Here is a 26267-nt window from a genome sequence, read left to right as displayed (position 1 = left end):
TCAGGAGTTCATCATGAAGAAATATATAGTGCTGCTCTGCAGCGTGGCCTTGGTCGGAATCGCGGATTCCGAGCCATTAACTTTGGATCGGGCGTTGGAGTTGGCCCGTCAAAATTCGCCTGAACTGCGGGCCGCGCGTTTGAATACGCAGTCGGCAGAAAAGGCGGTTGGCGCCGCCGGCCGTTGGCTCAATCCCAAACTCGAATTTGAGGCCGAAGGGGTCGGTGGCGATCTCGATGGATTCAACGACACGGAATATACCATCGCGCTCATGCAGACCTTTGAGCGCGGCGGCAAGCGAAAGCATGCCCGTGCCGTGGCGCAGGAATCCATCGGCATAGCCTTCCAGGCCGAGGCCGAAAAGGAACTGATGCTGCTGGCTGATGTGCGGTTGGCCTTCATCGAAGTTCTGGCACAGCAGGAAGTCGGCGGCGTGCGCGAAGAGCAGGAAGAGCTCGGCCGCGCTTTTGTGCAGGTGGCCAAGACCCGATTTGAGGCCGGAGGCGCATCGGAGATGGAACTGGTGCAGGCCGAACTGCAGCTGGAGGAAATCCTCCTTTCCCAGACCTGTTGCTTTGGCGATCTCGAAGCCGCCCGCACCCGTCTCGCTTCCCTGATCGGGATTTCTGAAAAGGAGTTGGGCGAGCTGGCCGGCGGCTATTACACGCTCGATACGGTTGAGACAGGCGCCATTGCTGCATCGCATCCCGCACTCCAACGGATGGATGCGCGCATTGCCGTCACGCGCGCCCAGGCGCAACGGGCAAAGGCCCAGGACGCAACAGATATTACTCTGGCGGCTGGGTACAAGTATGAGGCGGCGGAGGATGTAAACACGTTTGTGCTGGGTGCAAAAATTCCGTTGAACTTTGTCCGTTCTGGTCGTGTTGAAGAGGCGGCGCAGCTGCTGCGTGCCGATGCGCTCGGAGCGGAGCGCGAAGAAGTCCGCCGCAGGCTGCAGCAGGGGCTTTCCGTCATCGCCGCGCTTTACAAAGGTGCGAAGCTTGAGGCGGAAATGACGCGCGACAAACTGATCCCCAAGGCAGAAGAGGCCTATCAGCTCAGCCGGGCCGGCTATGAGGCCGGGCGCTATTCATGGGTTGAGCTAATCGCGTCGCAACAGAACTTGGCCGACATCCGGATCCGCCAGATCGACGCGCTTAAGGATGCTCATCTCGCTCGTGCTGAAATCCATCGTTTTATGAAGGAAGGAATGTAGAAATGAAAAAATATTTACTTATTGCACTGCTTGGCCTAGTTGCTGGCTCTTATGGCCAGCAAACAGAGAAGACAGAATTGGCGTGCGACTGCCCGTCGTGCCTCGAAAAGGCCGCATCCGGGAAGGAATTCACGTTGTCGGGCCTCCAGGGATTGGAAGCCCAGGATGCCGAAGGTGATCACGATCATGGCAGTAATGAAAGCCTCGAGCATGATGAAGATGCCGGAAACGAGCATGCGTCCGGTGCAGTCCCGCACGACCACGATGGCGATGGCAAGCCGGACCACGAAAGCCATGACAGCGAAGCTCTCGAAGAGGAGCATGCAGATCATGCTGGCTGCGATCATGCTGCTGAAGAAGCAGAGCTCGACGCTCATGCCGGCCATGACCACGGCAGCGAAGCGGCTGCTGCGTTGGAGCTTACGGAGGAAATGATCCAGAAGGTGGGTATTCAAATCCACAAGGCCGAAGGTGGAACGATTAGCCTGGCAACGGTCTTCCCGGCCGAGATCAAATTGAACCGCGACCAAACCGCGGCGGTTTCCCCGCGCTATGCGAGCATCGTTCGCCAGGTCTTCGCCGAGATCGGCGACACGGTGAGGAAGGGCGATGTTCTGGCTTCGCTCGAAAACCGCGAAACGATGGCGGTCTATACCGTCTCCGCGCCGCTGGATGGCGTCATCCTTTCCAAGGATCTTGCGGTTGGCGAAACGGCGAACGACGACAAGGTGCTGTTCGAGGTTGGCGACCTCTCCAGCGTCTGGGCCGATATCAGCATCTTTCCCCAATATCAGCACCTGCTGCGCAAGGGCATGCCGGTCAAGTTCATTGCGCATGATGGGCACACCGCATCTGGAACGGTTAAGTATATCAGTCCGATCATATCGCACGAAACCCGAACCTTCACCGCCCGCTGCGTGCTCGAGGGCGCGGACGAGGACTTTACGCCCGGCGCTTTTGTGCGGGCGCGCATCAATGTGGAAACGGCTGACGTTCCGGTCGCGGTGCCGCGCGAAGCCATCCAAAGCCTGGAAGGCGAATCCGTGGTGTTTACTCGCAGCGGCGACGGTTTCGTTACTGCGCCCGTGCGGCTTGGGCTTGCCGATGAGCACCATGTTGAAATCAAGAGCGGCCTGAAGCCCGGTGATGAATATGTGGCGGTCGGCGCGTTTGCGCTGAAGGCTGAAATGGTCACCAGCGGCATGGATCCCCACGCCGGCCATGGACATTGATCAAACTTGAAACCTGAAATGTGAAACTTGAAATCTGAAATGTGAAACTTGAAATCTGAAATGTGAAATTGGAAATCTGATGATTGAAAAATTAATTAATTCGGCTTTAAGGAATCGCGGGCTGGTGCTGCTGGCCCTGCTCGGGGTTGTTGGGCTGGGTGTTTACGAATACCGCCAGCTTGACGTCGAGGCCTTTCCGGACATTTCGCCCATCATGGTGCCGGTGTTTGCGGAAGCCGGCGGCATGGCGCCGGAGGAGGTCGAACAGTTGGTGGCCTATCCGATCGAAACTGCGATGAACGGGCTGCCGAACGTTACGCTGATCAAGTCGACCTCGGCCTTTGGCATGGCGGTGGTCTATGTCTATTTCACCGACGACACCGACATCTATTTTGCGCGCCAGCTGGTTTCGGAGCGGCTCAACGCGGCCATGGCCGATCTGCCGGAGCTGAGCGAGCCGCCGGCGCTGGGGCCGATCTCGACCGGGCTCGGGCAGGTGTTTCTCTACTACCTTGAACTGGAAGAGGGTGCTGATACCGGCGGACTGGAGCAACTGACCTATCTGCGCGACGTCAACGACTGGGTGGTGAAGCGCCAGCTGCAGACCGTGCCGGGCGTGACGGATATTTTGAGCGTTGGCGGCCATGTGCTGCAGTACCAGATTGCGCTGGATCCCTATCTGCTGCACCAGTACGGCCTCGCGGTCGAGGACGTAGTGACGGCCGTGCAGGCCAACAACCGCAACGTGGGCGGACAGTATTTGCAGATGAATTCCGAGGAGCACCTTGTTCGGGGCATCGGCCTGCTGCGCAATCTGGACGATATCCGCGGGATTACCCTGAAAACCTTCAACGGCACGCCGGTCTCCATTTCAGACGTCGCCGAAGTTGAGTATGGCCCGGCGCTGCGCCGCGGCGTGGTGACTATCGGCGAAGGCGAAGAGGTGGTGTCGGGCATTGTGATGAAGCTGTTCGGGGCCAATTCGTCGGAGGTGATTGCAGCCCTCTATGAAAAGGTCGAGCAGGTGCAGGCGGGCCTGCCTGAAGGTGTGAAGCTGGTGCCGTACTATGAGCAGGCGGACCTCGTGGACAATGCAACGCGCACCGTCAAGGTTGCGCTGCTGCAGGGCATGGTGCTGGTGCTGCTGGTGCTGTTTGCCTTCCTCGGCTGCTTCCGCGCCGCCATTATTGTTTCGCTCGCCATGCCGTTCTGCGCCTTGGTGGCCTTCATCGGCATGAGCCGCTTCGGCATCTCGGCCAACCTGATGTCGCTCGGCGGCATTGCCGTTGCACTCGGCCTGCTGGTGGATGGCGCGATTGTGGTGACGGAAAACATCCACCGCTTTCTCGGGCTTAAGCACGGAGGCAAAGAGCATCGGCTGCAGCTGATTCTCAATGCGACGAAGGAGGTCGGCCGGCCGATCGCATTCGCGATCATGATTGTGATCGTGGTCTTCCTTCCCATCCTCTCGCTGGAGGCGGTCGAAGGAAAAATGTTCAAGCCGCTGGCCTTCACCGTCATGCTGGCGCTGGGAGGTTCGATTGTTTTCGCCTTGGTCATCGCGCCGGTGCTCGCGAGCTTCCTGCTGAACGAGAAGCCCTACAAGGAATCAAAGTTTTTCCAAGCATTGAAAAACGGCTACCGCAAGCTGCTCGTGGGGGCGCTGCGGTTCAAGGCCTCGGTTTTTGTGGGCGTTGTCATTTTATCGGTGCTGGCGTTTTCCAATCTTCGGAAAATCGGCACCGAATTTATTCCGGTGCTGGAGGAGGGCTCCATCATGGTTACGGCCAACATGGCGCCGTCGATTGCGCTGGAAGAAGCCGAACGGACCATTAAGCGGCTAACCCGTGAGCTGCTGGAAATCGAAGGCGTGGACGAGGTCATTGCCCGGATTGGACGCCCCGAGGCCGGAAGCCATCCGCACCCGGTCAACTTTGCCGAGCTGCACATTGAACTGGAGCCGGATGCCGACAAGGCCAAGATCGCGGCCGAACTGCGCGGACGGCTGGACGCCTATCCCGGCGTTCAGATCAACCTGTCCCAGCCGATCCAAAACCAGTTCGATGAACTGCTCTCGGGCATCAAGGCGCAGCTGGCCATCAAGGTCTACGGCGAGGAGCTGGAGCAGATCCGCCTCGTGGCCAAAGAGATTGGGAAAGCCATCGAAGGCGTCGACGGCTTGGTCGACCTTTCTGTCGAGCAAAGCTACGGCCAGCCTCAGGTGAAGGTTGTTCTCAATCACGAGGCGCTTGCGCGCTACGGCGTTTCCGGCGAAACGGTGCTGGAGCTGGTAGAAACCGCGGTCGGCGGGCGGGTGGTCGGCACGCTGTATCAAAACACGCGGCGCTACGGCATCCACGTGCGCTATGCCCCCGAGTTCCGCGCTACGCCCGATGCCTTGAGCCAGCTCTTCATCCGCTCGGCCGACGGCGCGCTGCTGCGGCTCGACCAGCTGGCCGATATCGAGATGGTTGAAGGCGCGCTGCAAATCAACCGCGAGCATAACCAGCGCCGCTGGATTGTTCAGGGCAACATAAAAGACCGCGCACTCAGCAAGGTGCTCGCCGACATCCAATCGGCTGTGGCCGAAAAAATCGACCTGCCCGAAGGGGTGTTCCTTGAATACGGCGGCCAGTTCGAGCAGCAACATCGGGCCATGAACCGGCTGACGGTTATCGTGCCCATTGTTGTGGTGGCCATTTTTATGCTGCTGTGGATTGCCTACCGCTGCGTTCGGCATGCGCTTATGATTTTGCTCAACGTGCCGCTGGCGCTGATCGGCGGGGTGATCGGCCTGTGGGCGACCGGGCAGTATTTGTCCGTTCCGGCCTCTATTGGTTTCATTGCGCTGTTCGGCATCGCCATGCAGGACGCCATGGTGCTGCTGACCGACTTCAACGATCTGCGCAAGGAAGGGCAGGGGGTTCACGATGCTGTAGTGAATGGAAGCCTGATTCGCTTCCGCCCGGTGATCATGACCACGCTCACGACGTTGCTCGGCTTGCTGCCCTTGCTGCTTTCCAGCGGCGCCGGCGCGGAGGTGCAGCGTCCGCTGGCGGCGGTGGTGGTATTTGGCCTGACTTCATCGACGTTTCTGACGCTGTTTGTGCTGCCTGCCATTTACGAGTGGGTGGAGCACAGGTTGGAAAATGGATCGAGCCGTATGAAGGCGGGAGGATGCAAATGAAAAAATATATGATGGCGTGTGTGGCCGGCGGAGCGCTCTCGCTCGCCGGCTGTTCCACTATGAAATCGAATTCGGCCATCGCGGTTGAGCCGAGCCGCGAGGTGATGATTACAAATGTTTCGGTGCAGCAAGGGGCCGGCGTCGTCGAGGTTGCGGGGACGTTGCACCCCATGTCGGCCATGGTGCGGCAGGCGGGGCACGTTGATATTGCTTTTTTAGGAGAAGACGGCGAGGTGCTGAAAGAAATGAAGTCCCAGCCTGATATCAACATCTTTTCCCGCAAGAGCCTGCGAAGGCCGGGTTTCGCCGTATCGGCTGAGTTCGTCCAAGCCGGGTTTAAAAAGGTGCAGCTGATCCACCATGCCGGGCTGTATGCGGCATGCCCGCGATAGACAGAGAGTTTTTTTTGAGGGGCGCGATTTTTTGGAGTAGGCGTAAGATGATCATAATAAGCAATATACGGGTTCTGACTGGTCGTTTCATGCGGTGTGGGGCATGTTTTTTAAAAAAAGTGTACAAAAACTCCTGAGCAGCAACGTTATAGTGTACGAAGCTCTTGGTTTGGGTTTCACTTGAGCAGCGCGGGGTTTCCCTCCTCTTTTCCTCGCGCTGTTCTTTTTTTTGCCTAAAGCGATTGTGCGGTTAAATTCGGGTCAGCCTGCGAATCAACAGCTCATGTTCCGGAAAATCCGCCAGCAGACTCGCGCGGGAGGGCATTTCAAAATCGGAAAAATCAAAGCCCGGCGCCACTGTGCAGCCAACCAACGCATAAGCAGTTTCGACGGATGCACCAAATAGATGACCGGCCGGAACAGTGGCCTGAAATGGGCCTTGAGGGCCGAGTTTGGTGGCTGAGAGCGCGCCATCGGGGCTGATCATGTGCAGCATGAGCGGTTCGCCGGAATAAAAGTGCCATTGTTCATCCTGCTTTAGCCGGTGCAGAGCGGAAAAATCACCGGCTTCGAGCAAATAATGGATTGAGGTCATGGCAGGGCGAGAACCGATGCTTAGCTCCGAGGTGTACGTGCGCCGGAACCAGCCTCCTTCCGGATGGCGTTCGAGCTCCAGTTCGTTGATCCAGCGCTGTGCGGTTTCTTCATGCATGAGAACAGATCCCCCACCCGTCGAAATTCAACGGAGATGCGGGCGCTTGTTTAACCGGAGCAAAAGCTTTTGCCGAGATCGCAGGAGGTGAAATGGGAGCAGCGGTCGGCGCAAAACTGATTCCTCAGAAGTTGATAATGTTGGCGAATTGCAAAGTTTCATAACCATAATCCAGCCCGTTCTTTATATTGCGACGGAACCTACGAGAGCCAAGGTTGGAGGGCAACTGAAAATAGGATAAATGTTGCCGGTCGCATTCTTTTTTGGCGCTTTGTTTGCGGATGATTCCAGTAGTGCTCAGTGAAATTTGGCCCAGCGGGCTTGTTCCCGCCGGAGCAGTGAGTCGAACTTTGGGGGGGCATCGATGGATATGGCCAGTTTTTCCTGACTTGCGGGATGCACGAACCGGAGTTCAATCGATGCGAGAAAAAGCCCTTTGCCTTTCAGCACGTTTCCGGCCGTGCCGTATTTCTGGTCGCCGACGATCGGGTGGTTGATGGAGGCCATATGAATGCGAAGCTGGTGTGTTCGGCCCGTGGATGGAAATAAGTCAACCAAAGTGAGGTGCCCGCTGCGGAGCGATGGAACCGTCTCGTGCACAACATAGGTGCTGAGGGCAGGAAGACCGTCCACCGGTTCGTCAATTTCCCCCGATGCTTCCATTCGGCCCGCCACCACGGCGCAATAGCGCTTGTGGACTTGGCGTTCCTCAAACTGCCGGCCCAGAAAAACCTGTGCGCCGGCGGTTTTGGCCGCCAACAGCAAGCCGCTGGTGGAATAATCCAGCCGATGCACCGGCCGAGGCCAGGGCAGGGCATCCGCCGCCGATGAGGACGCCAGACTGCCGCACAGCGCATTTTCAACGGTTTTGAACTTGTTGCCGCTCACCTCGATGCCCGGAGGTTTGTTGATTATCGCCAGATGGTCGTCTTCGAATACCACCTCCAACGGCAGTCGATAGGTTTTTGGGACGCGCTGCTGTAGATCGACCAGCTCAAGAAGCTGCCCCGTTTGCACCCAGTCGCCACTTTGGCCCACACCGCCATCCATCAAAATTTCACCCCGTTTAACCGCCTTTGCAGCGCCTTTGCGGGAGGGGATCGACGGGAACGCCGTCTGCGCATAGTCCGAAAGGCGCACATCGCGTATGTTTTCAGGAACAAGATGGGTTTCTCGGATGATCATTCTACAGCCAGCGGTACATCCAGCGGGTAACGGTAAAGCCGTTGATTTGCTTGCGGGCCTTTTTAATTGAATATTGGACGATGTACGATGTGGAATCGTAGGGCGGATGCTGGATTTCGCTGGTTTCGAGCCGTTGCAGCGCCGGCAATGCCCGTTTGTCGCAAATCTGTCCCAGCGCCCAGATGGCGGTGTTTCTTTTTTCAAAAAGCGCCTGTTCGTCCTCAACCAAGGCAATCAGGGCCGGAACCGGTTCGCCCCCGTAGGAGGCCTGGGCTTCCCGCGCAACCTGTTGAACCTGAGTAAAGATAAGCCGGCACCCAAAGCCGTACAATACGGCGACAGTCAGTGCCATTATGAGCATGGCGATTTTAAATTTGCGGTCTGTCGTCATTCATTTTCCTGTCGTTTTGCGGCAAGCGTATCATGTATTCCAGCCTCAATGAAATAAATCGGGGGAAAAGCCGTGTTTTTTTGAACCTTTTCGGTAGGGGGCAGTCAAACACTATGCAACAACTCCCTGAGACATGCATTGCATGTCGAGAACGGCGCATGGTTCTTCCCCTTTCCATGCGCTGTTTTTTTTGAGGGCTATATTTTTTCGGGGATCTCAATCGGGCTAGGGCTGCAGCGTATGTGAAGCGATGCCGCTCTCGCAGGCGGCGGGCTCATTTAGGCCGTTGTAGCAGCAAGCCGTTCCCATTTGGCTCAGATTGTTCCGGCAGGTGTTGGTGGCGGTTCCTTCCCGAGCCTTGCTGAACGAGGGGATTCCAATGCTGGCCAAAAGCTCAATGACGGCAACCCCGATCATGACTTCAACCAATGTGAAGCCTTGAGATTGCTGATTTTCTGCTCTGTTCTTTCCCTGCATCATGCCAGATAAAGAGCATAAGATACGTCAATGTTCATGCCGGAGTGAACTAAGGGATGGATTCCGGCGTTCTGCGGCTAATCAACGATGTATTTTTCGAGGTGCGCTTCGTCGGCGAGGAATTCAGGGATAAGCTTTTTGCGGGCGGAGGCGCCGTGTTCGTGGACGGAGCGCGGGTCGCCGGTGATGAGCGGGTGCCATTCAGGCAGGGGCTGTCCTTCGTGCATTAGGCGGTAGGCGCAGGTTTCGGGCATCCATTCAAAATATTCGGGTTTGCCGGCCGAGAGCATGGCGCAGTCGGGGACGAGTTCGTGCCGGTTTTCATAGTTCATGCAACGGCAGGTGTTGATGTCGAGCATGCGGCAGGCCACGCAGGTATAGTGGACTTTGCCGGTCTCTTCGACCTCCAGTTTGTGGACACAGCATTTGGCGCAGCCGTCGCAGAGGGCTTCCCATTCGTTTTGATCCAACTCGTGGAGTTTTTTGGCTTCCCAGAACGGCTTCATTGGAGAGGGGCATGCTTGTTGATGAGGTCGATGAGCGCCTGCCGGCTGACGGGCTTCGGGATATAGTCGTCCATGCCGCTGTTGATGCATTTCTGTTCGTCGTCCTTCATGGCGTGGGCGGTGATGGCGATGATGGGAATGCTGCAGAGCGGTTCGGGCATGGAGCGTATCTTCGCGGTAGCCTCATAGCCGTCCATCACCGGCATTTGGCAGTCCATCAGTACAAGGTTGTAGGACTGCTCGCGGATCTGCTGGATGGCGTCCTGCCCGTTGTCCACGGCATCCACCTGGCAGCCGGCCTTGCGCAGAATGGCGATGGCCACCCTCTGGTTGACTTTGTTGTCCTCCACCAGCAGGATTTTCACATCCTTGCGCTCCGCGACGGTTGCTGTTTCGCTTTGAGGCTTCTTGAGGGCGGACGGGCGGTTGGCCTGCGAGAGGGTGAGGTTGAAGTAGAAGGTCGAGCCTTGGCCGATGGAGCTGATCAGTCCGATTTTTCCGCCCATCAGCTCGACGAGCTGCCTGCAAATGGCCAAGCCGAGCCCCGTGCCGCCGTACAGCCGTTTCGCCGAGCCGTCGGCCTGAATGAATTTTTCGAAGATGGTCCGCTGCTTTTCTTTCGAGATGCCGATGCCCGCATCGATGACCTGGAAGTAGAGTTCAGCGCCTGCCGAAGTTTTTTTGTGGCATTCAATGTTGAGTGTAACCGAGCCTTTGTGGGTGAATCTCAGGGCATTTCCAAGAAGGTTTACGAGGATTTGCTCCAGCAGCCCTTCGTCGCCGACGAGGTAGAGCGGCACATCGTCCTGGCAGTTGCAGTTAAAACTGATCCCGGTGCTTTCAGCCTGTGGCTGGAAGCGCCTCCACAGGTTGGCGCAGAGCTCGCGCATGTCGAAGGGGGTCTCGCGGACATCCATTTGGCCCGCCTCGATTTTAGAAATATCAAGCACGTGGTTGATGATTTTCAGCAGTCCGGCGGAGGATTGCTGAATGGTCTCGATGCAGTTTTTTTGTTCGTTGTTCAGTTTGTTGTCGGAGAGGAGCTGCGCCATGCCGACAATGCCGTTGAGCGGCGTGCGGATTTCGTGGCTCATGTTGGCGAGAAATTCGCTTTTAGCCTGGCTGGCGTTTTCGGCGATTTCGCGGGCGTGCTCCGCCATTTCTTTGGCGTCCTCCGCCATGGACCGCGCGGCGTGGATTTTTTCTTCGGCCTCTTTGCGCAGGGTGATGTCGCGTGCGTGCAGCTGCAGCACTTGGCGGCCACCCAGCTGCTGAAGGGTTCCGGTCATTTCGATCGGGCTCACCGAGCCGTCTGCAGCAAGCGCCGCGCCTTCGCATTGCGTCAGTTTGCCGGAAAACCATTGCGCCATGTTGCCGGCCACTTCATCGTAGAGGGCGGATGGCGCGAGATCGTAGATGGTTTTAGCGAGCAGCTCCTGCTTGGACATTTTCAGGCTTTTGCAGGCGCGGGCGTTGGCGCTGACGATGGTTCCGTCTTTTTCGAGCACAAAGACGGCGTCCGGCGAATTTTCAAAAATCTGCCGCAGGCGGTCTTCGCTGTCGGCATACTGCCGGGTCCGCTCCGCCACTTTTTGTTGCAGCTTGCGGTTCCATGCCAGAAATAGAAACAAAACAATGAGCACTGCCATCAGCACAGCCGCTACGGCTTTGAACAGGGTTCCGTGCGGCGGCGGATCGTTCGAATATGCCGATCCCACCCACTTGGCCTGGATGCGGTTAAGGGTGCCGCTCCGCTGTGCCTCGGCAATGCCCTTGTTGAGAATGTTGAGCAGCTCGCGGTTGCCCGCTTTCACCGCCATGCAGAGCCGTACGTTGAAGAGCGGGTCGCCCGCGATCTTCAGCTCGCTCTTTCCCGTGGAATACATGTAGTGCTGGGTGACCAGCTCGTTCGCAATCATGGCGTCCACCTGCCCGGTCTCCACCAGCTTGATGCATTCCATCGTCGTGGACACAAACCGCGTTTTGCAGGAAATGTTCTTTTGCTGCAGGATTTCCAGGACGTGGCCAGAGCCCATGATGGCCGCCCGCCGGCCCTCCAAACTTTCGATGCCGGTAATGTCGCTGCGGTCGTTGTGGACATAGAGGGTGACGGGGGTGACCTTGATGACGTCGGTAAAGTCGAAATCGGCGTCGAGCGAGTCGGAGAAAAAGATGCTGCTGAGGGCATCGGCCTTGCCCGTTTTGACCATCTCCATGGCTTCTGCCAATGGGGCGGTTTCGAAGCGGATCCGTAGGCCCATGTCCGCCGCGATCCATTGCAGCAACTCGACGTTCATGCCGCTGAGATGCTTCTTGCGGACAAACTCGAACGGTGCGTGGCTCGGCTGGGAGACGATAACGATTTCTCCGTGCCGTTCGAGGTAATCGCGGTTCCGTTCGCTGAGTGGCTGGGCGCACGCTGCGCCAACCAGCAACCCTGTGCTGAGGCTCAAAATCAAACGATGGAAGCAAATCGACATAAAATAATCCAAATCACAAAACTATAGGGTTAGTCAAAGATTCGGCAAACAAAAACACGCCGGCGAATTCGCCTGCGAATTCGTCTCGGTCAACTTGGACTTCCACGCGTTGGTGGTTTGCTCTATATTCAGTGGTATGGCGGAGTTGAAAAAAACGGTTCATGTGATGCGGCGGGCTTTCCCTGATAAATGGGGAGGAACCGAAAGCGTTGTTTTCAACGTCGCCCGCGAGCTGGCCCGGCAGGGCGTGGAGAGCGTTGTTTTTTGTACAGCGATGTTTTCTGCGCCGGGCGACGAAGTTCTCGACGGGATTCCGGTAAAGCGCTTCCGTTATGTCTTCCCCTGGTTTGGGCTGTCTGCAGAGGCGAAGGGCCAGCTTAGGCTCAAAGGCGGCAGCCCGCTCTCGCTTCCGCTCTTTTTCGGATTGCTGCGCGAGAAGAACCTCTCGCTTATTCACGTTCACGTGCAGCACCGGCTCGGCGGGATGGTGCGTACAGCGGCGCGCTTGAAGGGCATTCCCTATGTCGTGAGCATCCACGGCGGATGCTTCACGGTGCCGGCCGAGCAAAACCGCCAAATGATGGCGCCGTTCAAGGGCAAGCTGGAGTGGGGCAGGGCGTTTGGCCTTCTTCTCGGCGCGCGCCGGGTGCTCAAGGATGCTGATGCAATCATTTGCGTGGGCGAAAACGAGCGGGCGGAGGTGCAGCGCCGTTTCCCGGGCAAGTCGGTGCTCTATGTACCCAACGGAGTCGATATTCCGCGTTTTGCCGGTGCGGACGCGACGTTGTTCCGCGAAGCCTTCGGCTTTCAATCCACAGAAAAGATCGTGCTGTGCGTCGCGCGCATCGACTATCAAAAAAACCAGCTCGGGCTGGTGCGCGCTTTTGCCCGTTTCGCCCAGCATCATCCCGATCATCGGCTGGTGCTCATCGGGCCGGTCACGGTCGAGGCCTACCGCGATGAGGTCGTCGCCGAGGTCGAACGGTTGGATCTCGCCGGTCGGGTCAAGCTGATCGAGGGGTTGTCGCCTGGTGATCCTTTGCTGCCGAGCGCCTACGCGGCGGCCGAGCAGTTTGTGCTTCCCTCGCATCACGAACCCTTCGGCATTGCGGTGCTGGAGGCGTGGGCGGCCGGCATTCCGGTAACGGCTTGCCGCGTTGGCGGCATCCCCGGCTTTGCGGAGCACGAAGAAAATATTTTGCTCGCGGAGCCGGGTGATGAACCGGTGCTGGCCGACTGCATGGGTCGGCTGGCGGATGACGAGGCGCTCCGGGGCCGCCTTTCGGCAAACGCTTTTACAGAGGTCTCGGCCAAATACAGCTGGTCCGTGGCGGCGGATTCCATTCGTTCCGTTTATGAGAGCGTTATGAGAAACAAGTAAGCGGGCGGTGCGCACAAATTTGCTTATAAAGACTGGCGATTGCGCCGATTAAAACGCATATTCGGCTGCTTACAACCAAACAACGAAGGGGTCACCATGTCGCACAAGGAAGTCAAAAAATCGATTGCCGAACTGAAGAGCGAGCTAGCTCAGACGCCGGAAGAAACTAGCCAGTTTGAAGAAAAGCTGGAACAGGCCAAGGACGGCATCGAGCGCTATACCCCCGAAGCTGTGCAAGAGTTGGTACAAACCTTGCAAAGAGAGGCCGAAGAGTTTGAAGTTGAGCATCCGCGCATCACCGCGTTGATCAATCAGGTGACGACGGCGCTCAGCAATCTTGGGATTTAATGAAGAAGGAGAGAGGTAATGACTAAAATCTGCTGCATCGGAGCCGGTTATGTCGGCGGCCCCACTATGGCGATGATCGCCAAGCAATGCCCCGACGTTCAAGTGAACGTGGTGGACATCAACGAAAAGCGCATCGCCGCCTGGCAGACCGACGACCTGCCCATCTTCGAACCCGGCCTACTGGGGGTCGTGAAGGAAGCGCGCGGCCGCAACCTCTTTTTCTCGACCGACGTCGACCAGGGTATCCGCGATGCCGACATTATTTTCGTGAGCGTCAACACGCCGACCAAAACCTTCGGTGAAGGCGCCGGTTGCGCGTCCGACCTGCAGTATTGGGAGCTGTGCGCCCGTCGCATCAAGGAAGTCTCCATCTCCGACAAGATCATCGTGGAAAAGAGCACTTTGCCTGTGCGCACCGCCGAGGCCATGGAACGCGTGCTGCACGCCGGCGACAACCCCGTCCATTTTGAAGTGCTTTCCAATCCCGAGTTCCTGGCGGAAGGCACTGCGATTGAAGATCTCGAATGCCCCGACCGCGTACTGATTGGCGGGCACGAAACCGAGACCGGGCAAAAGGCGCTGCAGACGCTGGCCGAGATCTACGCCACTTGGATTCCGCGCGAACGCATCCTGACCACCAACCTGTGGTCGTCCGAACTTTCCAAGCTCACCGCTAACGCCTTCCTCGCGCAGCGCGTCAGCTCGATAAACGCCATCTCCGCCTTGTGCGAAGCCACCGAGGCCGACGTTGGCGAAGTCGCCCACGCCATCGGAACCGACAGCCGCATTGGGCCTAAATTCCTCAAAGCCAGCATCGGGTTTGGCGGATCGTGCTTCAAGAAAGACATCCTCAACCTGGTCTATCTATGCGAGTCTTATGGGCTCCCGGAGCCGGCCAACTACTGGCGGCAGGTCGTCACGATGAACGATTATCAGGAAACCCGATTCGTCAAAACCATGCTCCACAACATGTTCAACACCATCGCTAACAAGCGTATTGCCGTATTCGGATTCGCCTTCAAGGCTGACACCGGCGACACCCGTGAAAGCCCAGCCATCAAGGTGTGCCGCGAGCTGGCCTCCGAGCATGCCACGATCGTTGTTTCCGATCCGGAGGCGATGGATAACGCCAAGCTCGAAATGCCTGAGCTGGCCGACCAGATTGAATTTGAAGAAGATCCCTACAAGGCCGCCTTCGGCGCGCACGCCGTTGCTGTGCTTACGGACTGGAAACAATACGGGGAACTCGACTACCAGCGCATCTACGATTCGATGCAGAAGCCGGCCTTCCTGTTCGACGGCCGCAACATGCTTGACCACAATGCGCTGTTTGAGATGGGATTCGAGGTCTATTCCATCGGTAAAGGCCTCAAGACGCACCTAAAGTAGTTTGGGTAGGGCTCGACCGCCGGGCGAGCCGTGCGTGCGCACCGCTCCCGCGTGCGGACAGCCAGGCGGGCTGTCCCTTCCTACTGCGAGAGCATGACTTTCTCGAGCAGCGCTTGGTCATTTTCGCTGAGGAGCTTGATGGGGATCTTGATTTCCTTGCCGTTTTTCTTTTCGAGGTGGGCGTAGCCGTATTTGGCTTTGACGAGCTTGGCGGTGGTGGTGCTCTTTCCGTTCGCGGATTTCCATTCTCGGAAATCGTTGTGGAGTTTCTTCAGCTTCCAGTCCGCCATGGAGCCGTCGGACGGTTCGAGGGTGTAGGCGCGCACCCAGTCGATCAGCGTGGTGTTGATTGCGGGATTGTTGACTTCTTCGGGTGTGGGCGGCGTTTCCCAGTCGTAGGTTTCGGTGACCATGTTGATGTGCATCGGGTGCTCGAACGGGTGGGGGATGAGCGAGGTGTCGAACTCCACCTCGCCCACGAATTTGTTGTTCAGGTAGAAGCGAACCTTGTTGGCATCGACCCACCAGGCGCCATAGACGTTGAAGTCCTCGTGGGATGCACCGGGCAGCTGGGCCTTGTTGCCTACTTGGCGCTTTTCCCGGTTGTGCCAGACATGCGTGTTGGAATTCATGCAGGTCGCGAATTTGGGGTTGTTCTTGGCGCCGCCGACGGTTTCGAGGATGTCGAGCTCCTGCGAAATGCGTCCAATCCCCTTGTAGTGGTGTCCGCTGTTGCTCATCCAGAAGGTGGACGACATGGAAATGTTTGAGGCCTTCAGCCGGCATTCGTAGTAGCCGTAGAACGCTTCGACCTTCTTGGAAACCACGGCGGCGCCGCCAATGGTGAATTCTTGGCCGCGCTCGCTGATCGGCTTGTCTAGCATGCTGTTGGTCTGCCGCAGGCATCCTCCGCTAACGGAAACATTTTCCGGCATGAACCGGGCGGGAGGGCGCCCTTTCCAGCGCGGGTGATGGTCGTGCCACTTTTTCGCGTCGAGCGCGTTGCCGTCGAATTCATCGGAGAATTGGGGGTTTTCTTCCCAACGGAAGCCCTTGGGGGCGGGGGGCGGCTCTCCAAAGGCTGGAAGAACCAGCCCGAACAACAGACTAGACAAGGCACGCTTCATAGTGTCTTGAAACGTTCCTTCGACTGGGTTGTTGGACAGGAGATGATGCCAATGTTCTTTGGCCCCTTGAAGGGGAAGGTGACATGCTCGTAGGAAACCTGATGCTCGCGGTAGTATTTTTCAATGGCTTCGACGAGCTCGTCGCGTCCGAGTTTTTCCTTCGACCAAAAGTTGCAGCACGGCACGATGATGGCCGGGCGGATGCGTGCCGATTCCGCAACAGGGCGGGTGGCTTCGTCGGCGTGGAGGCCGAGGATCAGATCGTAGTAGTCGACCATCGACGATACATATTTCGCCTCGCGGTTCGGCACGTTCTTCATGGTTCAGCCGCGCGGGTCGATGACTTCGGCATCATAGTTGTACTGCTTGCGCAGGACGCGCGAAAGCATGCCTTGTCCACCGGCGACGTCGGCCACATATTGGATCGAGGTACCAAAGTGGCTATGCACCACTTCGGCCATGATCTCGAATCGGGCGGGGTCGCCATGAAATTTTTTCCGCCCCATTAGTGCGTACTCCGTATTGCGTACTGCGTATTGGTCGAGAGCTCACGCCGGCATGCAATGGCAATACGTAATCCGCAGTAAGTAGTAAAATTATTCTGACGTTCCATCGTTCTGCCTATTCCGTAATCAATCTGATTTTTGTGGAGGAAATGAAGGCGTCTGCCTCATCGAACAGGATCTTGATCGTGTTGGTTTCTTCCAGCAGGGAGGGATCGAATTCCATTTCGAAGAAGTCGAAGAATTTTTGCGCGCCTTGGCTGTATGACAGATCGAGCGTTGCAATTTTTTTGCCGTTCACGAATGCGGAAGCCCCTTTCTCGAAGCCGCCTAGACGGTGAAGGCCGATGCGCAGGGTGGCCGCTCTGCGCTTCTTCGCCAGTTCTCTTTTCGGAATTATAATTGTAAATTCCGTTTCGCCGTTGGCTTTAACGGCGGTGTCGGGCGCGTACCAAACCGTTTCGTTCTGCACGGCCTTCAGCTTTGGTGTTTTGGACAGCTTGACGTAGATCAGCTGGGTCACCTCAACGCCGATGTCGACGGCCGAAAGATCGTTGACCGGTTCTTCGATAAACTTCATTTCGCCCTTTTCATAGACGGGCATTTTTCGCGTGGCGGAAACCACCTTGACGCCTCTTGGCAACTTGGTGCTCAGGCTGACGACCGCCCGTTGGTCGGAGCGGTTGTTGAGGGCAATCTTAAGCGTGTCGCCGTCGATGAGCGAGTGCGTGAAAATCTTGCGGTGGCTCGAGGAAGACGCGATGCGCTTTCCGTTGTAGTCGTCCCACAGGTCGAGCAGGTAGGTGTTCTTGGTTTTATAAAACTCGCCGTCGTCATACATGTGGATGAACGATTCGGTGGCGTGGGGATCCCAGTGCATGAACGTCAGAATGAACGGCACGCACATTTCAACATCCTGCGGGCGGCTCAGCAGGTTGAGCATCAGGTTGTTGACGTTCTTGACGTGCACCCAGTAGCCCAAGTCGCCGCGCGGCGCATTGAGGGTTCCGAATTCCGTGATGAGAATCGGCACTTCGTAATCCATCGCGGTCATCTGCGCTTTGACGAGGTCAAGCGTGCATTCCATGATGCCCTGCGCATAGCTGTTGCGTCCGTTCCACTGCTCTTTGTAGGTGTTGTTGGACGAGACTTCGTAGAAGTGGTGCGAATAGAAGTCTACCTTGCCTTTGGTCAGCTCCATGAAGCGCTTGTGGTTTTTCCAAATGTTGAATTGGCCAAGGTGCGGTTGAATGTAGGCGGAGGCCGGACCGCCGACTTTAACATCAGGGAGCGCTGCGTGGATGCCCTCGGCCATCGTGTTGTGGAAGTCGGCCAGCATCTTCCAGCTGTCGTATCCCTTTTGCCCGTGCCACATCCATTCCATCTGAATGTCGCACTCGTTCTTGACCTCCCACCAGGTGGCGGTGCGGCCGCTGTCGCGCACCTGCGCCTTGAGGTATTGGACGGCGAGATCGGTTGCCGCCTCATAATCCTTCGGCGTGCCGGTGGTGTTGGCAATGCCGTTCACGCCGGGTTCCATGAAACTGGGCCAGTTGTCGAAGCACATGGCGAAGGTCAGGTCGGGGTCGACCCCTTCGAAGCGCCAGAAGAAACCCTTGTTTTCTTTGAAGAATTTTGGGTCGGCATAGCCGGGGCGGGCGGCGTCTTCGATGAGATGCGGCATGCGGTCGGCGGCGCCGTAGCGGTCTTCGAGCAGGAAGGAGAGTTTTTCAATCTGACGGCCGGGCAGGAAGCCCTTGCCCTTGAAATAGGGCTCCTTGCCGGCGCGGTCCATGTTGGGCGAGGCGTAGTAGCGGAAATAGCGGTCGCGCTGCAGTTCGCAGATGCCGCCGATGGAGCGGTATTTACGGGCATCGACCTTCACATCCACGTTCATGATCGGTTTATCGAGGCCGGGGGCGATGTAGGGGCTGGGGTTGAACTCGGTGGCAATGCCCTCCCAGTTGGCCAAGTAGATGTTCTTGATCGTGCCCTTGCCCTTGAAAACCATCTTATAGGTGGCGCCTTCCTTAAAGTTGGCCAAAACGGCTTCGAGCAGGAAGCGTTTGTCGGAATGCTGCCCCATCTTGGTTTCGCGGAAGCCGTCGTTGTCGGACACAAAGTCGACGCGGGAGATGCCGAGCAAGCCTTCGCCCTCAACACTGAAGCTGCGGAAGAGCTGGGAGTGGCGCGCGACCTCCGGCGGTACGGGGATGGAAGCTTCGCCGTCCACGACCACGTCGTTTGTGCTGAAGAACACCTTGGTCAGCTTTTCATACTGCGCATTGACCTGAACCTCCGTTTTGTTGGGATAGTTTTTCATGACAACGTTCACCAGGTGCCGGTGGTCGTTGTAGGCCTTGCGACCGGCCGGTCCGAGCTGTTCCACAACGTCGGGACCGAGTTCGCCGGCGGATGCGCTGAGCGCAATAAAGCAGAGGGTTTTCAGAATCAATGTTTTCATGGTTCTCCAATCGTTAAAGTATTCCATCCACAGGGTTGGCATCGATCTCGATGCGGTCCACGTGTTCCAAAATTCCGGGGATTATGGCAAGCCCCTCCGCCGCGTTGGTGCTGAGTTCGGTTCTGCCGCTTTCCAGGCCGTCCGCCTCTGCCGTGAGTATAACCGGCCCGCTTTCGAATGTAGACTGGAGCAAGGCCTGGCACAAACCGTAAAAGGCTTTCCGTTCGCGGCCCTTCGGGGGCTCATGGCTGGTGGGGTTGCCGTTGCCGACGCCGATAATGTTGGCGGGCCCCTCCACGGTAAAACGAATGTTGTGGTCTGCATCCGGAACCAGCCGGCCTTTAGCATCGACGACCTCGACGCGGCACACGGCGGTGTCGCGTGCATCGGCGGCCAACGTTGTGCGGTCAGGAATCAGGCGGATGGCCGCCGGGGCGCCGACGGTTTCGTTGACGGTGCGCAGGATTTCATTTCCGGCAGCGGCGTAGCCGATGGCTTCGAGTGTGCCGGGCTGGTAATCGACCATCGTTTCAAAATATTCGTTGGTGGCCACGGCTTGGCGGACCAGGCTTGTGCTGTTGAGGATCAGCTCGACTTCCGCGCAGTTGGTGTAGGCGCGCACCTTGATCGGCTGGCCTTCCTTGCCCGCCCAGCTCCAGTGCGGGAAGAGGTGCAGTTGAGGCTCCGGGTTCCACCATGCTTTGTAGTAGAAGTAGGCATCCTTCGGGAAACCGCACAGATCCATCAATCCGAAACGGGTGACGGTGGCCGGCCAGTCGAAGGGGTAGGTTTCGCCGCGGTAGTCGAAGCCGGTCCAGAGAAAGGTGCCGGCCATGAAGTCGCGTTCGGCGCAGTGCTTCCATGCGGCGTCAAAGTTGGACCCCCACGGCGTTAGCCCGTTGTTATAGGCGCTGGCGATTCCTTTAAGATGGTTTCCATTCCAGCAGATGCCACCGTGGCCGAAGTCGTTCAGCTCGATGGGCTTTCCATCATAATATTCGGTGTTGTACAGCCCGCGCGTGGCGAACGATCCGCCGGTCTCGCTGCCGATCAGCGGCCAGTCGGGATATTTGGCGTGGAACTTGTCGTAGCGCGATTCATCGACGCCGTCCTCGGTGAAGGTGTAGTTGGCGCCGAATACATCGAGATGGAAATTATGCTCATCGTAAATGTCGGCCACGCCGAGCCAGTCGCAGTTCATGGAATAGGTGGCGGAGCGGGAGGGGTCGAGCTTGTGCACGAGGTGCTGCATGCGGCGCAGCTGCTTAACGCCGACCTCGCTCCACTGCACGTTCATCTCTTCGTTCCCGAGCGACCACATGATGACCGATGGATGGTTGCGGTCGCGTCGCAGCAGATCTTCGAGCTGCTGCATGAATTCGGGCGACGAACCGGTCAGGCGCGTTTCGTCCATCACCAGAATGCCGAGGCGGTCGCAGATGTCGAGCAGGGCGGGGGTGGGCGGATTATGTGAAACGCGCAGGGCGTTGGCGCCCATCTTTTTCATCTGCAGCATGCGCCATTCCTGCAGGCTGTCGGGGATGGCTGTTCCGACGCCGGCGTGGTCCTGGTGGTTGCAGATGCCGCGCAGCTTCAGCGGCCGGCCGTTGAGGAAAAATCCTTTTTCGCCGTCAAAGCGGATGTCGCGTACGCCGAAGGTGGTGGCGTATTCGTCGGTGGTTTCGCCGTTGACGGTGATGATGGTTTTCAGGGTGTAGAGATAGGGGGTTTCGGTGTCCCAGAGAATGGGGGATGGGATGGCCGCAGTTTGCGTCAGTGTTGCGGTTGCGTCAATGCCGATGCTTAGCGGGCCGGATGCGCTGCACTGTTCTTTCCCGTTGGCATCAAGCACGATGGAACGGACTTCGCAGTCCTCGGCACGGTTGAGATCGCTGCGCACTGTGGTCTCGATGGTGAGAGCGTCACCTTCGGTGCGGACAAAGGTGCCGCACCAGTCTACGCGAACAGGGTCGGTTATAATGAGGCGGACATCGCGGTAGATGCCGCCGCCTTCATACGACCAGAGCTCCGCGAGCCGGGCATCGCAGCGGACCGCGATGGAGTTGGGGGCGCCATAGTTGAGCAGTTCGGAAATGTCGCAGCAAAAGCTGGTGTAGCCGCTGAGGTGCCGCCCGACAAAGTGGCCGTTGACCCAGACACTGGAATCGCGGTAGATGCCGTCGAATTCAATGTGGATGCGTCGGCCGTTGTCCTCGGCCGGAAGCTCGAAGGTTTTGCGGTACCACGCCACGCCTTTCGGGATGGAGCCGTGCGCAACTTCGGCCTCGGGGCTGAATCCGTTTTCCTGAAGAAAGTCGTGGGGCAGGTCGAGGATCTGCCAGCTTTCGTCGGGATAGCCGACCTTTGAGAGGCCTTGGTTTCCGGATTTCATCCATTCGGGGGCTTTGTAAAAGCGCTCGTGGATAGACTGAAAGTTGCGTTCTTCGACATCTTGCTGAAGAAAGCGCCAGCCCGGATTCATTGAATATATTTCGCGCATGCTGCTCCGTTTATGAAAAATTGCCGAATTCGGGAGTTACCCACGAATCCGGCATTTCAGCAATCTAACCTTAAGGTTAGTCCACTTTCATGACTGCACCTGAGGAGGTGTTGTATTTTCCGCCAACCATGGCGAAGAAGACATAGTCCGGCTTGCCGTCTTTCATCAGCACCTGGGTGCGTTCGAAGCGGCCTTCACGCTCGAGGCCGTTGGGCGGCTCGGGCAGATAGTTGCGTCCGGCGTAGAAGGCGACGGTGGGCATGCCCCACGTCAGGCCGTCTTCGGATTCGAACATCAGGCCGTATTCGTGGTTCCAGTAGCCCATGTCGCGCATGATCATTTTGAATTTGCCGTCTTCGATCCAGATGTAGGCGTCTTCGCTCTGTGCGTTTTCGCCGAGGTGGCTGAGATCGATGATCGGGCCGTCTCCGACTTTTTCAAACGGGCTGTCGAGATCCTTCGCTACGGCAAGGCCGTACTGGCGGTTGGTGAACTTGCCGACGTCGGAGGTCGCGACGCGCAGGCCGCCTTCGAGGTCCTTCTTCCAGTCGTTGATGCGCCAGGATTTATAGTAGAGCCACAGTTCGCCGTTCGGGTGCTGTACGAAGGCGGGGTTGGTGGTGCAGATCGAGTTCCACGCATCGGGATCGGGATTCGGCTCGATGATCGGCTTGTCGGAGCGCTTCCACGGGCCGTTCAGAGAGTCGGAGGTGGCCATGCCGACGCGTTTGGAGTAGACGGTGCCGTCCTGCGTGCCCATGTAGAAAAGCACATACTTGTCACCGACTTTGTGGATGGTCGGATTGTGGCAGGTCATCGCGTCCCACCAGTCGCCGCCGCGCCCGGTGACGGCCACATCGACGGTTTCGTACGGGCCTTCGGGCGTGTCGGCCACGGCGTGGGCGATCTCGCAGCAGGTGATCCAGCCCTGATGGTGGGCTTCGTTTTTCCAGCGCGAATAGAATACGTGGACTTTTCCGTCCGGGCCCCAGATCGGGGAGCAGCCCCAGACGTTGTAGTCGGGGTCTTCCAAAATGCGCCCAACGGGCTTCAGTCTTTTTTCAAAATCCGAGGAAATCGGGTCGGTTTGCGTCATTTTCATAGTCTTCTCTCCATTAGCATTATGATGACCCTGGTCATCGTTTGAAATCGTGGTGCAGGATGTTAACACGCACATAAAGCTTAAAAATATAGTGGACACGATCCGGTTCATGGTGCATAACCTCCAAAGATGTTTACAGTAACATCCGCGGAATATGGGCATTGGATCTCCGGTTTGTCCAGCGAATTTGAACGATATTTAGGAACAGCAATGAACGATAACAAAACGTATAGCTTTAATGATGAAGAGCGGTCGATCCGCATTAACCGCAGCGATTTGCCCACGCCATGGATCAACTATCTCTCCAACGGCAAGATGCACGCGTTTGTTTCGCAGGCGGGCGGCGGTTTTGCCTGGTGGAAGAGCCCGATCATCTACCGGATGATGCATTACCGCTACCAAAACGTGCCGATGGACGGCCCCGGCTTCTACACCTATGTTCGCGAAAAGGACGGTACCCACTGGTCGCCGACCTTCCGCCCGTCGGAAACGCCGCTCGATTCCTGGCACGCCGAGCACCATGCCGGCTGGTCGCTGTTCGAGGGCACCAAAAATGGCGTGACCGCACGCTTGAAGCTTTATTGCGCGATGGACGTCGATGCCATCTGCTACGACCTAGAAATCATCAACAATTCCGACGAAGAGAAGGAGCTCGGCCTGTTTGCCTATGCCGACCTCGCGCAGCTCGAGTGGTCGACCGACCTGTTCTACGGCTACTATATCCAGAGCCAGGTAACCACCTTCTACGATGAAGACCTTGACGCCATCATCTACCGCTATCAGCACACGCCGCAGCCCTTCGTGGAAGACGTCCCGCTGATCTGGATGGCGGCCGACCGCAAAATGGACAGCTATTCCGGCGACCGCGACAAGTTTCTCGGCCCGTACCGCTATGAGCAGAATCCGATTGCGCTGGAAAACGGCCATTGCGGCAACGATACGATCGAGTGCGGCCACCCCTGCGCCGCGGGGCAGGTGAACGTCACGCTAAAGCCGGGCGAATCCGACCGCGTGGTCTTTACCCTCGGCGTTGCGCCGGGCGGACTGGTCAAGCACAAGGAAACGCTGGCCAACATTAAAACCGATTTGGAAATTTTCCGCAGCCACCAAGCAATTGACGCGCAGTTTGCCAAACTGACCGGCTGGTGGGACAACCACTTGAACAAGTTTGACTGCTCGATTCCGAACAAGGATGTCGAACGCCAGATCAACACTTGGAGCCCGATCCAGACCGTGCACAACGGTCGCTACTCGCGCTCCACCAGTTGGCACGCGCCGGGCTACCGCGGCTTCGGCTATCGCGACACCGCCACCGACATGGTCGGCATCGCCTACCGCGACACCAAGTGGGCGACCGACATGTTCCTCTATCTGCTCTCGCAGCAGTTCGAAGACGGCCACGCGCTGCACACCTGCTACCCGGAAGACGGGCCGAGCATGACCCGCGGCGTAACCAAGCACGCCGACGACCATCTTTGGATGCCGATGGTGGCCTATGCCATTCTCGCCGAAACCGCCGACTACAGCCTGCTCGACCAAGATGTGGCCTGGCTCTCGCCGGAAGACAACTGGACGACCTACGGCAGCGACACCGTCTGGACGCATCTGATGCGCGGCGTTGAGTTCACCGAAAACAATCTCGGCGAAAAAGGATTCCCGCTGACCTTCCACGGCGACTGGAACGACATTATTCTGCGCTTCTCTCGCGCCGGCAAGGGCGAGTCGATCTTTTGCGGGCAGCAGTATGTCATCGTTCTGCGCCAGCTCATCGAAATCGCTACGGAAGCCGGTCGCGACCAAGCCGATATTGATCGGTTGCAGCAGTGTCTCGACAAGATGGTCAACAATCTCGAAACCCATGCGTGGGACGGCGAATACTGGCGCCGCGGCTTTACCGACGAAGGCGACATTGTCGGAACCAAGCAGGCGGAGTACGGCAAAATTTTCATCAATCCGCAGTCGTGGTCCGTCTGGGCCGGTGTCGGCACCGATGAGCAGAACAATTCCGGGATGGACAACGCGATCAAATACACCGCCACCGACTTCGGTCTGCGCCTCGTCTATCCGGGCTTTAAAACCTATCCGCACGATCCCGATCCGTTCACTGGCTACAACCCGGGCTGCGCAGAAAACGGCGCGGTGTTCTGCCAGGCCAACGGCTGGGCCATCATTGCGCTGGCCAAGCTTGGCCGTTCGGAAGACGCATGGAAAATTTTTGGCGACATGGTGCCGCACACCGCGCTGACCAATATCGGGCTCGAGCGCTACGAGGCCGAGCCGTATGCCTACGCCTCCAACATTATCGGTCCGGAAAACAAGCGCTGCGGCTGGGCCAACGTGACGCAGGTCACCGGCACGGCGGCGTGGATGGATCTCGTCGGCACGCAGTATTTGCTCGGTGTGCGCCCAACGCTCCAAGGGTTGGAAATCAATCCGTGCATTCCGGCTGATTGGAAGGAATATTCGATGACGCGGGAATACCGCGGCGCAACATACCAGATTTCGGTCTCGAATCCCGATGGCGTCGTTAAGGGCGTCAAGTCGGTGACGGTTAATGGGGTATTGATCGAAGGGCAGGTTATTGATCCTTCCAGTGTTTCGGGGGAAGCGGTGGTTGAGATTGTGATGGGAGAAGAATAATGACAACAGCGGCGTTGGAAACCAGGGAAGAAGTCGTTTCGGAATTCTGTAAAGAGCTGACCGGTGTCGGGCGCATTCTCGAAGATGCGGACTACAACGTTTGGGGCTGCTCGCCGATCTATGGACCGGACGGCAAGATTCATGTGTTTTATTCGCGCTGGAAAAACGAGGCCGATCACGAAGGCTGGCTGACCTGTTGCGAGATCGCCCATGCTGTGGCCGACGAGCCGGGCGGTCCCTACGAAACGGTTGATGTGGCTTTGGCTCCGCGCGGCGGCGACTGGTGGGACGGCGGCAGTTGCCACAATCCGACCATCCACAAAGTCGGCGACAAGTATGTGTTGTTCTATCTGGGGGTTTCCGACGGCACGGTCTACACCAAGCGCATCGGCATGGCCACTTCCGACTCGCTCTACGGCCCGTGGGAACGCACCTATGCGCCGATCATTGAGCCCGATCCGGATCCCAAGGCGTGGAACTCGATGTGCACCACCAATCCGGCATTCCTGCAGCACCCCAACGGCGAGCTTTGGCTTTACTACAAAACCTGGTCGATTGCCGACTGGGAGATGGATGATCAAGAAGGCGGTTGGCAGCGGACAAACCGGCAGTATGGTCTGACGATTGCCAAGAGCTTGGAAGGCCCGTGGGTCAAGCAAGGCGACGGACCGATGATCAATCTGCGGGACGGCAACGGCGGAAACGCGCAGAGCGAAGACGCCTACATTTGGATCGAAGACGGCAAGTTTAGGATGATCATGCGCGACATGGGCTTCTGGAACCACGAATACGGCCTCTATTTTGAATCGAAGGACGGCGTCCACTGGTCCGAACCGCAGATTTCCTTCTGGAACTCGCATCGCTATTTTGACGAAGCCCCGAACGGGCTCGACCGCGAAGGCCGCTTCGAACGCCCGCAGCTGCTTATGTGCGACGGAAAACCGGAATACCTCTTCTGCGCTTTCCGCGGCGGGAAATACAACACTTCCTCCGGGGCGGTGCTTAAGGTAGGATCGTGACAAGTGACGATTG

General features: G+C 57.7%; 21 protein-coding genes. 9 read left to right on the top strand and 12 right to left on the bottom strand.

Translation table 11 applies throughout. The annotated features are described in order from the left end of the window. Window positions 1–13: 13 nt before the first annotated feature. From SCARR_RS17700 to SCARR_RS17685, 4 genes are all read left to right on the top strand, one after another. Window positions 14–1219 (top strand): TolC family protein, encoded by a 1206-nt coding sequence (locus SCARR_RS17700; RefSeq protein WP_136062987.1) that lies wholly within the window; start codon window positions 14–16, stop codon window positions 1217–1219. Between the two features lie 2 nt (window positions 1220–1221). Beyond that, window positions 1222–2451, top strand: a complete 1230-nt coding sequence (locus tag SCARR_RS17695; protein ID WP_136062986.1) for an efflux RND transporter periplasmic adaptor subunit — start codon at window positions 1222–1224, stop codon at window positions 2449–2451. A gap of 79 nt (window positions 2452–2530) precedes the next feature. Continuing rightward, a complete protein-coding gene (locus SCARR_RS17690; protein WP_136062985.1) occupies window positions 2531–5638 on the top strand; it encodes an efflux RND transporter permease subunit in 3108 nt (1035 codons plus the stop codon). Continuing rightward, window positions 5635–6030, top strand: a complete 396-nt coding sequence (locus SCARR_RS17685; protein WP_136062984.1) for a putative periplasmic lipoprotein — start codon at window positions 5635–5637, stop codon at window positions 6028–6030. Before SCARR_RS17690 ends, SCARR_RS17685 begins: the two co-directional genes overlap by 4 nt. 250 nt (window positions 6031–6280) lie before the next feature. Here SCARR_RS17685 and SCARR_RS17680 read toward each other — a convergent pair whose 3' ends face one another. The 6 genes from SCARR_RS17680 to SCARR_RS17655 form a co-directional block, all read right to left on the bottom strand. After that, complete coding sequence (locus SCARR_RS17680; protein WP_136062983.1) at window positions 6281–6742, bottom strand: cupin domain-containing protein; 462 nt, start codon at window positions 6740–6742, stop codon at window positions 6281–6283. Between the two features lie 297 nt (window positions 6743–7039). Further along, window positions 7040–7927, bottom strand: coding sequence for an RluA family pseudouridine synthase (locus SCARR_RS17675; protein WP_136062982.1), 888 nt, complete (start codon window positions 7925–7927; stop codon window positions 7040–7042). Window position 7928: 1 nt separating this feature from the next. Then, window positions 7929–8318 carry a HEAT repeat domain-containing protein gene (locus tag SCARR_RS17670; protein WP_136062981.1) on the bottom strand — a complete coding sequence of 130 codons (390 nt, stop codon included), beginning with the start codon at window positions 8316–8318 and terminating at the stop codon, window positions 7929–7931. A gap of 225 nt (window positions 8319–8543) precedes the next feature. Then, complete coding sequence (locus tag SCARR_RS17665; RefSeq protein ID WP_136064674.1) at window positions 8544–8795, bottom strand: type II secretion system protein; 252 nt, start codon at window positions 8793–8795, stop codon at window positions 8544–8546. Window positions 8796–8872: 77 nt separating this feature from the next. Then, window positions 8873–9301: a YcgN family cysteine cluster protein gene (locus tag SCARR_RS17660; RefSeq protein ID WP_136062980.1), complete on the bottom strand. Its 429-nt coding sequence runs from the start codon at window positions 9299–9301 to the stop codon at window positions 8873–8875. Beyond that, window positions 9298–11781, bottom strand: coding sequence for a response regulator (locus SCARR_RS17655; protein WP_136062979.1), 2484 nt, complete (start codon window positions 11779–11781; stop codon window positions 9298–9300). The genes SCARR_RS17660 and SCARR_RS17655 overlap by 4 nt, the downstream gene beginning before the upstream one ends. 145 nt (window positions 11782–11926) lie before the next feature. On the opposite strand from SCARR_RS17655, the gene SCARR_RS17650 reads away from it, so the two are divergent. The 3 genes from SCARR_RS17650 (at window position 11927) to SCARR_RS17640 (ending at window position 14899) form a co-directional block, all read left to right on the top strand. Then, window positions 11927–13162 carry a glycosyltransferase family 4 protein gene (locus SCARR_RS17650; protein ID WP_168433404.1) on the top strand — a complete coding sequence of 412 codons (1236 nt, stop codon included), beginning with the start codon at window positions 11927–11929 and terminating at the stop codon, window positions 13160–13162. 96 nt (window positions 13163–13258) lie between these two features. Further along, the gene (locus SCARR_RS17645) at window positions 13259–13510 is read left to right on the top strand and encodes a DUF4404 family protein (RefSeq protein WP_136062977.1); all 252 of its coding nucleotides are present in this window, start codon (window positions 13259–13261) and stop codon (window positions 13508–13510) included. Between the two features lie 18 nt (window positions 13511–13528). Next, window positions 13529–14899 (top strand): UDP-glucose 6-dehydrogenase, encoded by a 1371-nt coding sequence (locus SCARR_RS17640; protein ID WP_136062976.1) that lies wholly within the window; start codon window positions 13529–13531, stop codon window positions 14897–14899. A gap of 80 nt (window positions 14900–14979) precedes the next feature. Here SCARR_RS17640 and SCARR_RS17635 read toward each other — a convergent pair whose 3' ends face one another. From SCARR_RS17635 to SCARR_RS17610, 6 genes are all read right to left on the bottom strand, one after another. Further along, window positions 14980–16026 carry an SHD1 domain-containing protein gene (locus SCARR_RS17635; RefSeq protein ID WP_136062975.1) on the bottom strand — a complete coding sequence of 349 codons (1047 nt, stop codon included), beginning with the start codon at window positions 16024–16026 and terminating at the stop codon, window positions 14980–14982. Beyond that, window positions 16023–16346, bottom strand: coding sequence for a hypothetical protein (locus tag SCARR_RS17630; RefSeq protein ID WP_136062974.1), 324 nt, complete (start codon window positions 16344–16346; stop codon window positions 16023–16025). Before SCARR_RS17630 ends, SCARR_RS17635 begins: the two co-directional genes overlap by 4 nt. A 3-nt stretch (window positions 16347–16349) precedes the next feature. Further along, window positions 16350–16532: a hypothetical protein gene (locus SCARR_RS17625; RefSeq protein ID WP_136062973.1), complete on the bottom strand. Its 183-nt coding sequence runs from the start codon at window positions 16530–16532 to the stop codon at window positions 16350–16352. Window positions 16533–16647: 115 nt separating this feature from the next. After that, entirely contained in the window at window positions 16648–18993 is a 2346-nt protein-coding gene (locus SCARR_RS17620; protein WP_136062972.1) for a glycoside hydrolase family 5 protein, read from the bottom strand. Window positions 18994–19006: 13 nt separating this feature from the next. Continuing rightward, window positions 19007–21493 (bottom strand): beta-galactosidase GalA, encoded by a 2487-nt coding sequence (galA, locus tag SCARR_RS17615; RefSeq protein ID WP_136062971.1) that lies wholly within the window; start codon window positions 21491–21493, stop codon window positions 19007–19009. A 76-nt stretch (window positions 21494–21569) separates the two neighbouring features. Beyond that, the gene (locus SCARR_RS17610) at window positions 21570–22595 is read right to left on the bottom strand and encodes a glycoside hydrolase family protein (RefSeq protein WP_136062970.1); all 1026 of its coding nucleotides are present in this window, start codon (window positions 22593–22595) and stop codon (window positions 21570–21572) included. Between the two features lie 210 nt (window positions 22596–22805). On the opposite strand from SCARR_RS17610, the gene SCARR_RS17605 reads away from it, so the two are divergent. Both SCARR_RS17605 and SCARR_RS17600 read left to right on the top strand, forming a co-directional pair. Continuing rightward, window positions 22806–25235 carry a GH36-type glycosyl hydrolase domain-containing protein gene (locus tag SCARR_RS17605; protein ID WP_168433403.1) on the top strand — a complete coding sequence of 810 codons (2430 nt, stop codon included), beginning with the start codon at window positions 22806–22808 and terminating at the stop codon, window positions 25233–25235. Next, window positions 25235–26254 carry a glycoside hydrolase family protein gene (locus SCARR_RS17600; RefSeq protein WP_136062968.1) on the top strand — a complete coding sequence of 340 codons (1020 nt, stop codon included), beginning with the start codon at window positions 25235–25237 and terminating at the stop codon, window positions 26252–26254. The genes SCARR_RS17605 and SCARR_RS17600 overlap by 1 nt, the downstream gene beginning before the upstream one ends. The last annotated feature ends 13 nt before the right edge of the window (window positions 26255–26267 follow it).

This window comes from Pontiella sulfatireligans (genome assembly GCF_900890705.1).
Lineage (GTDB): Bacteria > Verrucomicrobiota > Kiritimatiellia > Kiritimatiellales > Pontiellaceae > Pontiella > Pontiella sulfatireligans.
Note: the sequence above shows the minus strand (reverse complement) of the source record. Positions and strands in the feature narration are given on the sequence as shown.